At 71.6% G+C, this 14,613-nt stretch carries 14 protein-coding genes; 11 read left to right on the top strand and 3 right to left on the bottom strand.

The window, feature by feature from the left end; all coding sequences use genetic code 11:
- Nucleotides 1–58 precede the first annotated feature (58 nt).
- The 7 genes from V6N00_RS00670 (at nucleotide 59) to V6N00_RS00640 (ending at nucleotide 7,610) form a co-directional block, all read left to right on the top strand.
- Entirely contained in the window at nucleotides 59–1,477 is a 1,419-nt protein-coding gene (locus V6N00_RS00670) for an NAD-dependent succinate-semialdehyde dehydrogenase (RefSeq protein ID WP_334230168.1), read from the top strand.
- 180 nt (nucleotides 1,478–1,657) lie between these two features.
- The gene (locus V6N00_RS00665) at nucleotides 1,658–2,785 is read left to right on the top strand and encodes an ABC transporter ATP-binding protein (RefSeq protein ID WP_334230167.1); all 1,128 of its coding nucleotides are present in this window, start codon (nucleotides 1,658–1,660) and stop codon (nucleotides 2,783–2,785) included.
- Nucleotides 2,782–3,432: an ABC transporter permease gene (locus V6N00_RS00660; protein WP_334230166.1), complete on the top strand. Its 651-nt coding sequence runs from the start codon at nucleotides 2,782–2,784 to the stop codon at nucleotides 3,430–3,432. The genes V6N00_RS00665 and V6N00_RS00660 overlap by 4 nt, the downstream gene beginning before the upstream one ends.
- Before the next feature lie 56 nt (nucleotides 3,433–3,488).
- Nucleotides 3,489–4,160, top strand: coding sequence for an ABC transporter permease (locus tag V6N00_RS00655; RefSeq protein WP_334230717.1), 672 nt, complete (start codon nucleotides 3,489–3,491; stop codon nucleotides 4,158–4,160).
- A gap of 94 nt (nucleotides 4,161–4,254) precedes the next feature.
- Entirely contained in the window at nucleotides 4,255–5,214 is a 960-nt protein-coding gene (locus V6N00_RS00650; protein ID WP_334230165.1) for an ABC transporter substrate-binding protein, read from the top strand.
- Between the two features lie 158 nt (nucleotides 5,215–5,372).
- A complete protein-coding gene (locus V6N00_RS00645; RefSeq protein ID WP_334230164.1) occupies nucleotides 5,373–6,593 on the top strand; it encodes a pyridoxal phosphate-dependent aminotransferase in 1,221 nt (406 codons plus the stop codon).
- 78 nt (nucleotides 6,594–6,671) lie between these two features.
- Nucleotides 6,672–7,610, top strand: a complete 939-nt coding sequence (locus V6N00_RS00640; RefSeq protein ID WP_334230163.1) for a PPK2 family polyphosphate kinase — start codon at nucleotides 6,672–6,674, stop codon at nucleotides 7,608–7,610.
- An 84-nt stretch (nucleotides 7,611–7,694) separates the two neighbouring features.
- On the opposite strand, the gene V6N00_RS00635 is transcribed toward V6N00_RS00640, so the two are convergent.
- Both V6N00_RS00635 and xseA read right to left on the bottom strand, forming a co-directional pair.
- Nucleotides 7,695–7,916, bottom strand: coding sequence for an exodeoxyribonuclease VII small subunit (locus V6N00_RS00635; RefSeq protein ID WP_334230716.1), 222 nt, complete (start codon nucleotides 7,914–7,916; stop codon nucleotides 7,695–7,697).
- A 106-nt stretch (nucleotides 7,917–8,022) separates the two neighbouring features.
- Nucleotides 8,023–9,510, bottom strand: a complete 1,488-nt coding sequence (gene xseA, locus V6N00_RS00630) for an exodeoxyribonuclease VII large subunit (protein WP_334230162.1) — start codon at nucleotides 9,508–9,510, stop codon at nucleotides 8,023–8,025.
- A gap of 124 nt (nucleotides 9,511–9,634) precedes the next feature.
- On the opposite strand from xseA, the gene V6N00_RS00625 reads away from it, so the two are divergent.
- From V6N00_RS00625 to V6N00_RS00615, 3 genes are all read left to right on the top strand, one after another.
- Nucleotides 9,635–10,498, top strand: coding sequence for a hypothetical protein (locus V6N00_RS00625; protein WP_334230161.1), 864 nt, complete (start codon nucleotides 9,635–9,637; stop codon nucleotides 10,496–10,498).
- A 51-nt stretch (nucleotides 10,499–10,549) separates the two neighbouring features.
- Complete coding sequence (locus tag V6N00_RS00620; protein ID WP_334230160.1) at nucleotides 10,550–11,629, top strand: 4-hydroxy-3-methylbut-2-enyl diphosphate reductase; 1,080 nt, start codon at nucleotides 10,550–10,552, stop codon at nucleotides 11,627–11,629.
- An 81-nt stretch (nucleotides 11,630–11,710) separates the two neighbouring features.
- Complete coding sequence (locus tag V6N00_RS00615; protein WP_334230159.1) at nucleotides 11,711–12,556, top strand: isocitrate lyase/PEP mutase family protein; 846 nt, start codon at nucleotides 11,711–11,713, stop codon at nucleotides 12,554–12,556.
- A 194-nt stretch (nucleotides 12,557–12,750) separates the two neighbouring features.
- Here the strand turns inward: V6N00_RS00615 and V6N00_RS00610 are convergent, their stop codons facing one another.
- Nucleotides 12,751–13,686, bottom strand: coding sequence for an NAD-dependent epimerase/dehydratase family protein (locus V6N00_RS00610; protein WP_334230158.1), 936 nt, complete (start codon nucleotides 13,684–13,686; stop codon nucleotides 12,751–12,753).
- 139 nt (nucleotides 13,687–13,825) lie between these two features.
- Here V6N00_RS00610 and V6N00_RS00605 point away from each other — a divergent pair, with 139 nt between their 5' ends.
- On the top strand, nucleotides 13,826–14,515 hold the full coding sequence (locus V6N00_RS00605; RefSeq protein WP_334230157.1) for a TetR/AcrR family transcriptional regulator: 690 nt from the start codon (nucleotides 13,826–13,828) through the stop codon (nucleotides 14,513–14,515).
- Nucleotides 14,516–14,613 lie beyond the last annotated feature (98 nt).

Here is a 14,613-nt window from a genome sequence, read left to right as displayed (position 1 = left end):
CACCCACACCGTCCTTGTGCCCGACCACCCCGAATCCACCCCGCCCGAGGAGATCGCCATGACGTCCCCGACCCCGACCGCCGCCCGCTCCACCGGCGCCGGCCCCGCCTACCGCTCGATCAATCCCGCCACGGGGGAGGTGCTGGCCGAGTTCCCCACCGCGACCGACGAGGACGTCGAGCGCGCGCTGACGTCCGCCGAGACGGCCTTCCAGGACTGGCGTCGTCGGACGATCGAGGAGCGGGCCGCCGTCGTCACCCGCGTCGGGCAGCTGTTCGCCGAGCGCGTCGACGAGCTCGCGGCGATCATCACCGAGGAGATGGGCAAGCCGCTCGCCGAGGCGCGGGACGAGGTCGTCTTCTGCGCCGAGATCTTCGGCTACTTCGCCGAGCGGGGCCCCGCCCTCGCCGCCGACCAGGAGATCACCGCCTCCGGCGGCGGTCGCGCGGTCATCCAGCGGCGTCCGGTCGGCGTGCTGCTGGGCATCATGCCGTGGAACTACCCGTACTACCAGGTGGCCCGGTTCGCCGCCCCGAACCTCGTCACCGGCAACACCATCGTGCTCAAGCACGCGGAGAGCTGCCCCCGCTCGGCGCTGGCGCTGCAGCAGCTGATGGACGACGCCGGAGTCCCCGCCGGCGCCTACGTCAACCTCTTCGCCTCCCACGAACAGGTGGCTGAGATCATCGCCGACCCGCGGGTGCAGGGCGTCTCCCTCACCGGCTCGGAGCGGGCCGGCGCGAAGGTCGCCGAGATCGCCGGGCGCAACCTCAAGAAGGTCGTGCTCGAGCTCGGCGGCTCGGACCCCTACATCGTGCTCGACTCCGCGGACGTCGCCGAGTCCGCCCGGTCGGCCTTCGCCACCCGGATGGGCAACACCGGTCAGGCGTGCAACTCGAACAAGCGCATGATCGTCACCGCCGACATCCACGACGACTTCGTCGCCGAGCTGACCCGCCAGGCGCAGGCGCTCACCCCCGGCGACCCGGCCGCGGAGACCCCCGGCACCTATGCGCCCCTGTCCTCCCGCGCCGCCGCGGAGAACCTGGCCGCGCAGATCCGTGCCGCGGTCGACGCGGGTGCCACCCTGCACGCCGGGGGCACCCTGGTGGACGGTCCGGGCGCGTACCTCGCCCCCGCCGTGCTGACCGGCGTCACCCCCGAGATGGCCGCGTACCGGGAGGAGCTGTTCGGCCCGGTCGCCGTCGTCTACCGCGTGGAGAACGACGACGAGGCGCTCGCCCTGGCCAACGACACCCCGTACGGCCTCGGCGGCGCCGTGTTCAGCACCGACCCGGAGCGGGCCCGGAAGGTGGCCGAGGAGCTCGAGTCCGGCATGGCCAACGTCAACGCCGCCGAGGCGGAGGGCGCCGGCATGCCCTTCGGCGGCGTCAAGCGTTCCGGCTACGGCCGCGAGCTGGGCCCGCTCGGCATGGACGAGTTCGTCAACAAGCGCCTGCTCTACGTCCAGGACTGACGCTGTCCGCAGCCGCTCCGATCACCGCAGGTCAGCAGCTAGCATGACGCCGGAGGGCTCCTGACCTGCGATGGTGTCTCGATTTCCGGCACCACCGGGCTACGCTTGGTCGAAACTTCGCACCACCTCCATCCGTTCGAGGGAAGGGCAGCGACGATGACCACTGCGGTCGGAGAACCCATGATCCGGTTCCGTGAGGTCACGAAGACGTACGGCGGCGGGCAACGCGCCGTGGACGACCTCTCGATGGACATCGACCGCGGTCGCATCACCGTCTTCGTGGGGCCCTCGGGCTGCGGCAAGACCACCTCGCTGCGGATGATCAACCGGATGGTCGAGCAGACCAGCGGCACCATCACCGTGGACGGGCAGGACGTCGCCTCCCAGCCGGCCGCGCAGCTGCGCCGGTCGATGGGCTACGTGATGCAGTCCGCCGGCCTCATGCCGCACCGCACCGTGCTGGACAACATCGCCACCGTGCCGCGCCTGAACGGCGTGGACCGGCGGTCCGCCCGCACGCGCGCCTCGGAACTGCTCGAGACGGTCGGCCTGGACCCGGCCCTGGCCAGGCGGTACCCCGCTCAGCTCTCCGGTGGCCAGCAGCAGCGCGTCGGGGTGGCCCGCGCGCTCGCGGCGGACCCGCCCGTCCTGCTCATGGACGAGCCGTTCAGCGCCGTGGACCCGGTCGTGCGCGACGAACTGCAGGCGGAACTGCTGCGGCTGCAGCGCGAGATCGCCAAGACCATCGTCTTCGTCACCCACGACATCGACGAGGCCACGATCCTCGGGGACAAGGTCGCCGTCTTTGCGGTCGGCGGCAAGCTCGCCCAGTTCGCCACCCCGGAGGAGATCCTCCGGGCGCCGGCCAACGACTTCGTCGCCTCCTTCGTCGGCCGCGACCGCGGGTTCCGGCACCTGTCCTTCACCGAACCCTCCGGCCTGACCATCCACCCCGTCGATCCGACCGTGCTCTCGGCGGCCACGGGCGACATCGCCCCGGGCTGGCGGCTCGTGGTGGACGACGACGGCCGGCCCGCCGGGTGGCTCGGGCCGGACCAGCGCCCCGCCGGGGACCGGTTCACCGCCGCCGACCTGATCCCGGGCGGCTCCCTGTACCGGCAGGGCAGTTCCCTGCGCAGCGCCCTCGACGCCGCGCTCAGCTCCCCGGCCGGCATCGGGGTGGCCGTCGACGAGTCCGGCGTGGTGCGCGGCATCCTGCGCCCGTCGGAGGTGGTCGGCGTGATCGAACGCGACCGGGCGGGCCTGCAGGCGCGCGTCGCGTCCGGGGAGTCGGCGGTCCGCGGATGACCTGGGTCGCGGAGAACGCGCCCTACATCGCGCAGCTGACCGGGATCCACCTGGTCCAGTCGATCCTGCCGCTGATCTTCGGGCTGATCGTCTCGATCCCCATCGCCCAGCTGGCGCGGTTGAGCCGACCGGTCTCGACGGTCATCCTCTCGGCCAGCTCCATCCTCTACACGATCCCGTCGCTGGCGCTGTTCATCATCCTGCCCGTCGTCCTCGGCACCGGGGTGCTCGACCTGACCAACGTCATCGTCGCGCTGACCATCTACGCGGTGGCGCTGCTCGTGCGCTCCTGCGTGGACGCGTTCGGCTCGGTCGACGACACGGTCCGGCAGGCCGCCGTCGCCGTCGGGTACACCCCGGTCCGGCGGTTCTTCACGGTCGACCTGCCCCTGTCCATCCCCGTGCTGATCGCGGGGCTGCGGGTCGTCTCCGTCAGCAACATCTCGCTCGTCAGCGTCGGCGCGGTGATCGGCATCCCGAGCCTGGGGCTGCTGTTCACCGACGGTCTGCAGCGGGACTTCATGACGCCGCTGATCACCGGCATCGTCATCACGCTGCTGCTGGCGCTGGTGATGGACGCGATCCTCGTGCTGATCGAACGGGCGCTCACGCCCTGGACCCGAGCCCGGAAGGCGGTGGGCCCGTGACCACCTACACCTCGGACAGCGTCGTCGGGCAGACGTGGGAGTTCCTCACCGACCCGATGAACTGGACGGCCATGAACACGGCCATCCCGCACCGCATCGTCGAGCACCTCGAGTACTCGGCGCTGACCCTGGTGATCGCCGCGGTCGTCGCCGTGCCCCTAGGGCTCTACGTCGGGCACACGGGACGGGGCCGCCAGGTCGTCGTCGGCATCGCGGGCGCCCTGCGCGCCCTGCCGACGCTCGGCCTGCTGATCCTCTTCGTCCTGCTGCTCAGCGGGGACCTGCTACCGCCGATCCTGGCGCTCGTGATCCTCACCATCCCGCCGCTGCTGGCGGGGACGTACAGCGGCATCGCCGCGGTGGGCGCGGAGACGAAGGACGCGGCGCGGGCGGTGGGGATGACGGAGCTGCAGATCCTCTTCACCGTGGAGGTGCCCAATGCCCTGCCCGTCATCATCGGTGGCTTCCGGGCGGCGATCCTGCAGATCATCGCGACCGTCGCCGTGCTGGCCTACATCAACCTCGGCGGCCTCGGCCGCTTCCTGATCGACGGCCTGGCCGTGCAGGACTACCCGCGCATGCTCGGCGGCTCCGTCCTGATCGCGGTCCTGGCCATCCTGGTCGACCTCGTCCTCGCGCTGCTCTCGCGGCTGATCGTCTCGCCGGGGCTGCGGGCCGTGCCGGCCGTGCGACGCCGGCGGACGCGACGCGAGCCGGTCACCGCATGAGCGTGCAACACTTCACCCAGACACGGACGGCGCCGTCGTCCCGTTCAAACCGAGCCCGCCGCCGACCGGTGCGGGCGCACCACGAGGAGAAACCATGAAAGCGCTGTTCACCAGGGGGCGCGCAGCCCGGGTCGCGGCGGTCGCCGGGGCCCTGTCCCTGACGCTCTCCGTCGCCGCCTGCGGTGGCGGGTCCGGGTCCAACCCGCTGCAGAACGGCGGCAGCTCGGCCTCGGCCGCTCCCGCCGACACCGTCGTCGTCGGCTCCGCGAACTTCCCTGAGAGCCAGATCATCGCCGAGATCTACGCCGGCGCCATCAACGGCGCCGGCGGCAAGGCCTCGACGAAGCCGAACATCGGTTCCCGCGAGGTCTACATCAAGGCCCTGACCGAGGGGTCCATCGACGTGGTCCCGGACTATTCGGGCAACCTGCTGCAGTACTTCGACAAGTCCTCGACCGCCGTCAGCGCGGACGACATCACCAAGGCCCTGCCCGGCAAGCTGCCGAGCGGCCTCAAGGCACTGGACACCTCCAAGGCCGAGGACAAGGACGCCATGGTCGTGACCAAGGCGACCGCGCAGAAGTACAACCTCAAGAGCATCGACGACATGGGCAAGGTCTGCGACCAGCTGACCATCGGCGGCCCGCCGGAGTTCCAGGAGCGCGCCTACGGCCTGCCCGGGCTGAAGTCGAAGTACAACTGCACGCCGAAGGCCTTCGAGCCCTACAGCGACGGCGGCGGCCCGGTCACCCAGAAGGCGCTGCTGGACGACAAGGTGCAGGTGGCCGACATCTTCACCACCACCCCGGCGATCAAGGACAACGACCTCGTGGTGCTGGAGGACCCGAAGAACAACTTCATCGCCCAGCAGGTGCTCCCGCTGATCAAGGACGGCAAGCTGTCCAGTCAGGCGACCGACGCACTGAACAAGGTGTCCGCCCAGCTGACCACGGACGACCTGATCAACCTCAACCGGATGGTCTCCGGCGATGCCAAGACCAGCCCGAAGGACGCCGCCGCGCAGTGGCTCAAGCAGAAGGGAATCACCAAGTAGGGCCACGCCCTCGAGGTTCCCTCCGAGCGACCCGCTCGAGCAGAACGCCCGGGACCGATCCGCGACAGGTGCCACCGACCGCGGATTGGCCCGGGCGTTCTCGCGTCCGAGGCGTTCAATCCCGGCCGGGCGGTACCGCCCCGTGCCATGGTGAGTACATGCGAACCTTCACCCAGTCCACCAAGCTCGCCCATGTCCGGTACGACGTCCGCGGACCGATCCTGACCGAGGCCCAGCGACTGGAGGCCGAGGGTCACCGCATCCTCAAGCTGAACATCGGCAACCCGGCGCCCTTCGGGTTCGAGGCGCCGGACGCGATCCTCGTCGACATGATCCGCAACCTGCCCACCGCGCAGGGCTACAGCGACTCGCGCGGTATCTTCTCGGCCCGCACCGCCGTCTCGCAGTACTACCAGTCGCACGGGATCATGGACATCGGCGTCGACGACGTGTTCATCGGCAACGGCGTCTCCGAGATGATCACCATGGTGCTGCAGGCCCTGGTGAACAACGGCGACGAGATCCTCGTCCCGGCGCCCGACTACCCGCTGTGGACCGGCGCGGTGTCCCTGTCCGGCGGCACCCCCGTGCACTACGTGTGCGACGAGGAGAACGACTGGAACCCGGACCTGGAGCACATCCGGTCCCTGATCACCGACCGCACCAAGGCGCTCGTGCTGATCAACCCCAACAACCCCACCGGTGCCGTGTACTCCCGGGAGATCGTCGAGGGTATCGCGCAGATCGCCCGCGAGCACGACCTGATCCTGCTCTCCGACGAGATCTACGAGAAGATCCTGTTCGACGGCGCCGTGCACCACCACACCGCGACGTACGCGGGGGACGACGTGCTGACCTTCACCTTCTCCGGTCTGTCCAAGGCCTACCGAGTGTGCGGGTTCCGCAGCGGCTGGGTCGCCGTCTCCGGGCCGAAGCGGCGCGCCGAGAACCTGCTCGAGGGGCTCACCCTGCTGGCCAACATGCGCATGTGCGCCAACGTGCCCGCGCAGCACGCCATCCAGACCGCGCTCGGCGGATACCAGTCGATCACCGACCTGATCCTGCCCGGCGGCCGGCTCAAGGAGCAGCGCGATCTGGCCCACCGGATGCTCAACGACATGCCCGGTGTCAGCTGCCGGCAGGCCAAGGGCGCGCTCTACCTGTTCCCGCGGCTGGACCCGGAGGTCTACCGGATCGACGACGACGAGACGTTCGTCATCGAGCTGCTGCGGGAGAAGAAGATCCTCGTCACCCACGGCACGGGCTTCAACTGGATCGCCCCGGACCACTTCCGGCTCGTCACCCTGCCCGGCGTCGACATCCTCGAGGAAGCGCTGGAGCGGATCGGCGACTTCCTCACGGACTGGCGCGAACGCTGACCGGCTGGCGCCGCGCGGGGCGCTGACTAGGCTGGTCGCCATCCGGTGCGACAGCCGGTGCGGCGACGAAGGAGCACCATGGCGAAGAAGAGCGACACGAAGGCCTCGTCCAAGAAGTCCTCGGCGAAGAAGGACGCGGCGCCCGACGACGCGAAGGGCGGCAAGGCGCGGGACAGCCTGCTCGGCGCGGACACCGCGGACCTGCTGCGCGTCAAGCTCGGCTTCGACCTCGCCGCGCTGGATCCGCGCTCGACGCCCGGTTTCTCCGGCGACAAGGCCGCCGGCAAGGAGGAGCTCGACGCGGGCACGACCGAACTCGCCGACCTCCAGGAGCGGCTCTTCGCCGCCTCGAAGGGCGGTGCCACCGACTCGGTGCTGCTCGTGCTGCAGGCCATGGACACCGCCGGCAAGGGCGGCATCGTGCGGCACGTCGTCGGCGCCGTCGACCCGCAGGGCATCGCGCTGACGGCGTTCAAGGCGCCCACCCCCGAGGAGCAGCGGCACACCTTCCTGTGGCGCGTGCGGCGGAAGCTGCCCACGCCCGGCCAGATCGGCGTGTTCGACCGCTCCCACTACGAGGACGTGCTGGTGCACCGGGTGCGCAAGCTGACGCCGCTGGAGACGATCGAGAAGCGCTACGACGAGATCAACCGGTTCGAGCGTCAGGTCTCCACCGCGGGCACCCGGATCATCAAGGTCATGCTGCACATCAGCCCCGAGGAGCAGAAGGCGCGGCTGGGGGAGCGGCTCGAGCGTCCGGACAAGCACTGGAAGTACCGGCCGGGCGACCTGGACGACCGGGCCCTGTGGCCGGACTTCCAGCAGGCCTACCAGATCGCCGTCGACCGGACCTCGACGGAGCTGGCGCCCTGGTACGTCGTGCCCGCGGACCGGAAGTGGTACGCCCGACTCGCGGTGCAGCACCTGCTGCTGGAGACACTGCGGGGAATCGACCCGCAGTGGCCGGCCGCCGACTTCGACGTCGAGGCCGAGAAGGCGCGGCTCGCCGCCCTCTGAGACGCGGGCGGCCGGCGCGTCGGTCCGGTTTGCAGCCTGCGACGCGTCGGTCCCGCCCGCCGCTTCTCGAGGAGTGGCGATGCGTCAGTCGTGCTCGGCGTCCTTCCGCGGGCGGGCGGCCTCGAGCCGCTGTTGGGCGCCGTGCAGCCACTGCTCGCAGCGGTTGGCCAGGGCCTCGCCGCGCTCCCACAGGGCGAGCGACTCCTCGAGGCTCGCGCCACCGGCCTCGAGCCGGTTGACGACGGCGACCAGCTCCTCGCGGGCCTGCTCATAGCTCAGTTGATCGACACCGCTGAGCTGATCCACACCGCTCTGATCACCGCTCCGCTGGCCCGCGCTCTTCGGGCTCTTCGCGCCGCTCGCGGTGCCGTCGTCGGCTGCTCCGCCGGTGGTCGTGGGGGACGGGGTGGCATCACTCATCGTCGGGCTCTCCTGGCTGCGAGGGTTCGGTGGGGACGGCGGGGCCGTCGTCGGGTTCCTTGACCGCGAACACGCGGGCGCCGATCTCGCCGGCGGCGACCCGGATGCGTACCCGGTCGTCCGGCTGCGTCTGGCCCGAGGACCGGACGACGGACCCGTCGGCCAGCTGGACGACGGCGTACCCGCGGTCCAGCGTGTTCTGCGGGGAGAGGGAGCGCATCTGGGCGCGCAGGTGCGCGACCCGGTCCGTGGCGCGGTGCACGGCGATCTCGGTGGCGCGCCGGGCGCGGTGCCGCATCCGCTCGACGTCCTCGGCGCGGGCGGTCAGCATCGTCTCGGGGCGCAGCATCACCGGCCGGCTGCGCAGGCCCGCGAGCCGGTCGGTCTCGCGGTGCAGCAGCGACCGGACGGAGCGGTCGAGCACCTGCCGCGCCTGCGCGATGCGCTGCAGCTCCTCGGCGACGTCGGGCACGATCCGCTTGGCGGCGTCCGTCGGCGTGGAGGCGCGCAGGTCCGCGACGTCGTCGAGAATGGGCCGGTCCGCCTCGTGGCCGATGGCGCTGACCACGGGGGTGCGGGCGGCGGAGACGGCGCGGACGAGGTCCTCGTTGCTGAACGGCAGCAGGTCTTCGAGCGAGCCGCCGCCGCGGGCGATGACGATGACGTCCACCTCGGGGTGCTCGTCGAGCTCCCGCAGTGCGGCGCTGACCTGCGCGACGGCGGTGACTCCCTGGACGGCGACCTCGCGGATCTCGAACTGCACGGCCGGCCACCGCAGCGCGGCGTTGCGCAGGACGTCCTTCTCGGCGTCCGAGTTCCGGCCGGTGATCAAGCCGATCCGGTGGGGCAGCCGGGGGAGGGGCAGCTTCCGCTCGGCGGCGAAGAGCCCCTCGGCGCCGAGGGCCTGCCGGAGCCGTTCGATGCGGGCGAGCAGGTCGCCCAGGCCCACGGGCCGGATGTCGCGGGTCTGCATGGACAGCCGGCCGGTCTTCATCCAGAAGTCGGCCTTGAGCTGGGCGACCACGCGGGCGCCGCGCTCGAGGGGGACCGGCAACTGGTCCAGCACGCGGCCGAGGACGGCGACGGAGAACGAGACCTCGGCGTCCGTGTCCCGCAGGGTCAGGTAGGTGACGTTCGCGCGCCGGTTCAGCTCGATGACCTGGCCCTCGACCCACGCGAACGGCGCCCGCTCGATGTAGGTCTTCAGCTTCTGGGACAGCACCCGCAGCGGCCACGGGGAGTCCGCCGACGTCTCGGCGGCGGTGGCGGGCAGGGTGGCCGGCGTGTCCCCGGATGCCGAGCCGGACCCGGACGGCGTCGATTCCGCACGCTCCAGGCCCGTCACGGTGACCCCGTCGACGACGCCGACCGCCCCGCCACCCTCCACAGCACCGCTCGTCGAACCACCATGCGCCGCGCCGTTCGCGTGCGGCTTGGCGGCCGGGCGCAGGGGCTCGGACGACTGACGGGGTTGGCTCATGTTCTACACTTACCACCCACCGTCCCCATAACCGCGGCCGTGCGTCCGCACGCCCTGAACCTGTGGACAACGCGCGGCCGCGAATAGGCCTGCCTGTTCTTCCGTCATCGTCTCGAGGTTGTCCATGCTCCGCACCGCGGTGTCCTTCCTGCTCGGCCTGATCGCGGTCGTCCTGATCCTGGCCGGCATCTCCGCCACGGCCGTCCAGCGCACGGTCGTCGACACGAACGGCTTCGTCGCCCTCACCTCGCCGCTCTCCGCGGACACCGGCCTGCACGATCGGCTGGCGACCACCGTCGCCGGGCAGGCACGGAGCCGCATCGCGCTGCCGGAGGGGCTCAAGGACGCCGCGGCCGGGCTGGTCGACCGGTCCGCGCAGGCCCTGACCACCGACCCGGGCTTCCCCGGGGCCTGGGATCGCACCATGCAGCGCAGCCACGACCTGAGCCTGGCGACGATGACCGACCCCGCGAAACCGGACGCCCTGCAGGCCGACATCCAGCCCTTGGTCAAGCTCCTCGCGGACAAGGCCGCCGGCAGTCTCAGCCTGCCGGCCGGCGGGTCGCTCGTGCCGGACGACGCCGTCGTCGTCGACCTCGGTGCCTCCCAGCAGGCCGGCCTGGCCGGGACCGTCGTGCGTGCCTCCGGCAACGCGACCGCGGCCCTCGTCGGTGCCGCCGTCGCCGCTGTCCTGGCCCTGCTCGTGGCCCACCGGCGCACGACGACGGTCGGCTGGCTCGGCGTCGGAGTGCTGCTCGGCACGGGCCTGCTCGTGGCGGCCGGCGTCCTCGTCCGCAGCGCCGTCGCCGGCGACGCCAACGCTCCCGGCCTCGCGGACTACCTGCGCTACCGGCTGGTCGACCTGGCGGGCGGTGCCGCCGTCCCGTGGGTCGTCGGGCTCGCGGTCTGGGGAGCGGTGCTGCTGGCCGCCGGTCTCGTCGGGCGGCTCGTGGCCGGCCGGTCTCGGCCCGGTTCAGCCCAGCGCTGACCGGAGCCCGCGAGGCCCGGTGACGCGGGCCCCCGCCCGTACGATGGGGACATGACCACCGCCGTCTCCGTCCCCACCCCGGTCGTGCCCCGCCGTCGTCGTTCTCCTGAGGAGATCGCGGCGGTCCCGGTGGACGGCGACCGGAAGGTGCTGCTGGCCGCGCCGCGCGGCTACTGCGCGGGAGTGGACCGGGCCGTCGTCGCCGTCGAGAAGGCGCTCGAGCACTATGGCGCCCCCGTGTACGTGCGCAAGGAGATCGTCCACAACAAGCACGTCGTGAGCACGCTTCAGGAGCGCGGCGCCGTGTTCGTCGAGGAGACCGACCAGGTGCCCGAGGGCGCGCTGGTCGTCTTCTCCGCCCACGGCGTCTCCCCGGCCGTCAAGCAGTCCGCGGAGGATCGCAACCTGCGCACCATCGACGCCACCTGCCCGCTGGTCACGAAGGTGCACCGCGAAGCCGTGCGGTTCGCCCGCGCCGAGAACCACATCCTGCTGATCGGGCACGAGGGCCACGAGGAGGTCGAGGGCACGTACGGGGAGGCCCCGGACCACACGACCGTGGTCAACAACCCCGAGGAGGCCCGCACCGTCCAGGTCGAGGACCCGGACCGGCTGATCTGGCTCTCCCAGACCACCCTGTCGGTGGACGAGACGATGGAGATCGTCACCATCCTGCGCGAGCGGTTCCCGAACCTGCAGGACCCGCCGAGCGACGACATCTGCTACGCCACCTCCAACCGGCAGGCGGCCATCAAGAAGATCGCCCCGGCCGCGGACCTCGTCATCGTCGTCGGGTCGGCCAACTCGTCCAACTCGGTGCGCCTCGTCGAGGTCGCCCTCGAGTACGGGGCTCGTGCCGCGCACCGCGTGGACTTCGCCGAGCAGATCGACGAATCCTGGTTCGAGGGGGTCGCGACCGTCGGCGTCACCTCCGGCGCCTCCGTGCCCGAGGTGCTCGTCCAGCGGGTGCTCACCCTGCTCGCCGAGTACGGCTACGGCGACGTCGAGGAGGTCGTCACGGCCGAGGAGGACATCCTCTTCTCCCTCCCCAAGGAGCTGCGGACCACGCTCAAGGCCGCCGGTGACGCCTCGCGCGGCCTCGGAGGCCACGGCCCGCGCCCGACGTCGTAGACCTGCTCCACCTCGCTGCACTCGTCACTCGCTGCACCGCCCGCAGCGGACCCCGTTCCGCCGGACCGAAGGAGCATTCGCATGAGTCAGACCCCCGCCGACCGCACTCCTCCCGAACGCAGCTCCGTCGTCGCCCGCGCCGCCACGCTGGCCCGCCTGCACGAGGCGACCGGCATGCTCGTCCTGCCGACCGTGTGGGACGCATGGTCCGCACGGACCGCCGTCGACGCCGGGTTCTCGGCGCTGACCATCGGCAGCCACCCGCTCGCCGACGCCCGGGGCCAGGACGAACATGAGGGAATGACCCTGGACGACGCGCTCGAGGGCATCGCCCGCATCTGCGCCTCCGTGGACGTGCCGGTCAGCGCGGACGTCGAGTCCGGGTACGGTACCCCGGCGGTCGAGCTGGTGGAGCGCGTGCTCGACGCCGGTGCGGTCGGCATCAACGTCGAGGACACCGTGCACCACGAGGACCGGGTCCGGTCCGTGCAGGAGCACGCCGACTACATCGGCCGGCTGCGGCAGGCGGCCGACGCCGCCGGCGTGGAGCTGGTGATCAATGCCCGCACCGACGCGTACCTGCACCCCGACGAGTTCGCCGGTCCGCTGGCCGAGGCCATCACCCGCCTGCAGGCCTGCGTCGAGGCGGGCGCCCGCTCCGTGTACCCGGTCCGGGTCCCGGACCTGGCGTCGGTGCGCGCCCTCGTCGACGCCGTGTCGGTGCCGGTCAACATCACCGCGAACCCGCGCACCGGTGCGCCCTCCGGATCCCTGGAGGAGCTGCGCGACGCCGGCGTCCGCCGGATCAGCTACGGGCCGCTGCTGCAGGGCGAGCTGACCCGCGCGATGACCGAGCTGGTGCGGCCATGGTCACCGGAGGCTCATCCGCTGAGTCAGCGGGTTCCGCCCGGAATCGGGGCTCTTTGAGTAACCATGTCGGGCCTGACCGGCTGACTCACGCGCCCGTCTCTTCATGCCCGGCTTCCGAGCGGGCCACACGCTCATCCCATCCGTTGAGTCAGCGGGTTCCGCCCGGAATCGGGGCTCTTTGAGTACCCATGTCGGGCGTAACCGGCTGACTCACGCTCCCGCCTCCTTTTCGGGGCGGGTCGGCCGAGACTTCACGCGGCGGGAGTCCCGACACCGTCGAGCGTCCGCCGGCACACCTGCGCCCACGGCGTGGGCGCCAGGCCGAGCTCCCCCTCGGCGGCGCTGCTGTCGACCACGTAGGGCCGGGACTGGATGTAGCTCATCGTCGCCATCTCCCGCAGGTCCGCGTTGACCAGTCCCATGGCCCGCAGGGCGAGGCGGGGGATGCCGCTCATGCCGACCATGGGGTGGCCCCCGGCGGCGAGCACGTCGGCCAGTGCTTCCCGGTGCGTGCGTGGCGCGTTCGTCGGGGCGATCCACACCCGCCCCCACGCGTCCGGACGGTCCGCCACGGTCACGAGGGTGCGCGCCACGTCCGCGACGTCCGTCCACGAGTGCGGCAGGTCCGGGTTGCCGACCACCCAGGCCCGCCTGCCCTTCAGTGCCGCCGGGACGTCCCGGGTGAGATGGCCGTTCGCTCCGACGCCGGCCCCCACGTAGTCAGAGGCGCGCACCTCCACGACGTGAGCCTGCCCGGCGTCGTGGGCGGCTCTCGCCTCGGCCCACATGCGGGCGCGGATGCGCCCGTTCTTCTCCGTCGCCGCGTCCGGCAGGGCCTCGGTCATCGGCACGTCGACCGGCCCGTACGGGTACAGGCTCGCCGCCGTCACCAGCGTCGCCCCGGTGCGCTCGGCCGTGGCGAGCAGGCTGCCGGAGAGAGCGGGCCACACCGTCTCCCACGTGCCGTAGTGCGGCGGGTTGGCGCAGTTGTACAGCGCGGTGGCGCCCGTCGTCAGCTCGGTGAGGCGGTCGGCGTCCGCGGCGTCGGCCGCCACCCGGCGTGCGCCGGGCAGGTCGGGCCCGCGCCCGCTGCGGGTCACGACGACGACCTCGTCGCCCCGGTCGGCCAGCAGACGGGCGGTGTGCCGCCCGACCGGTCCTGCTCCCACGATCACGTGCAGTGCCATGACGTCTCCCGATGTACTGGATCGCTGATCTCTTGTGAGAGCGGTGCTCTTGGATGCAGCGTAGGCCGGGCACGAACCGTTGGCAAGAGCACCGCTCTTGTTTGTTGTCACTGTTCTCTCCGTGTGGCAGGCTGCTGCCATGGCCGAAGCTCCGATCCATCGCACCGCCCGTGACATCGCGCGCGAGGAGATCACTCGCGCGATCGTCGCGGCCGGTCGGCGTCAACTCACCGAGGCAGGTCCGTCGGAGCTGTCGCTGCGGGCGGTCGCCCGCGAGCTCGGCATGGTCTCCTCAGCGGTCTACCGGTACTTCGCCAGCCGGGACGAGCTGCTGACCGCCGTGCTCATCGAGGTGTACACCGAACTGGGCGAGGCCCTGGCGGAGGCGGACCGGAACGTCAAGGACTGGACGCGGTTCGGTGATCGGTGGATGGCCGTCGCGACACGGTTGCACCGCTGGGCCGTCGACCATCCGTACGACTATGCCCTGCTCTACGGGTCGCCCGTGCCGGGATACCGGGCGCCGCGCGACACGGTCGTCCCGGCGGGCCGCGTCACCGGCGTACTGCTGGGGCTGCTCGCCGAGGTCCAGGCCGCCGGACGTTCGCCGCAGCCGCTGCCGGTGCCGCGACCGGTGCACCGCTCCATCGCCGGCATCCGGGAGGTGACGGAGAACAGCATCGCCGACGATCTGCTGCTGCGGGGCGTGCAGGCGTGGGGTGCGCTCCTCGGTGCCATCAGCCTGCAGCTCTTCGGCCATCTGCACCGGGGTGTCGACGACTACGACGCCTGGTTCGAGGAGACGGCGAAGCGCATCTGCCCGGTCTGATTCTGCTCCTGCGTGGTCGGTCGCCCTCCGGTGTCGGCGCCCGCCCCCGCGGGCTCGCGACACGAGAAAGGCGCCCCGCGCCGTCTCTCGACGGTGCG

Origin of the sequence: Tersicoccus mangrovi, assembly GCF_036881825.1 — a bacterium.
Classification (GTDB): domain Bacteria; phylum Actinomycetota; class Actinomycetes; order Actinomycetales; family Micrococcaceae; genus Tersicoccus; species Tersicoccus mangrovi.
This window is presented reverse-complemented; position numbering and strand designations above follow the sequence as displayed.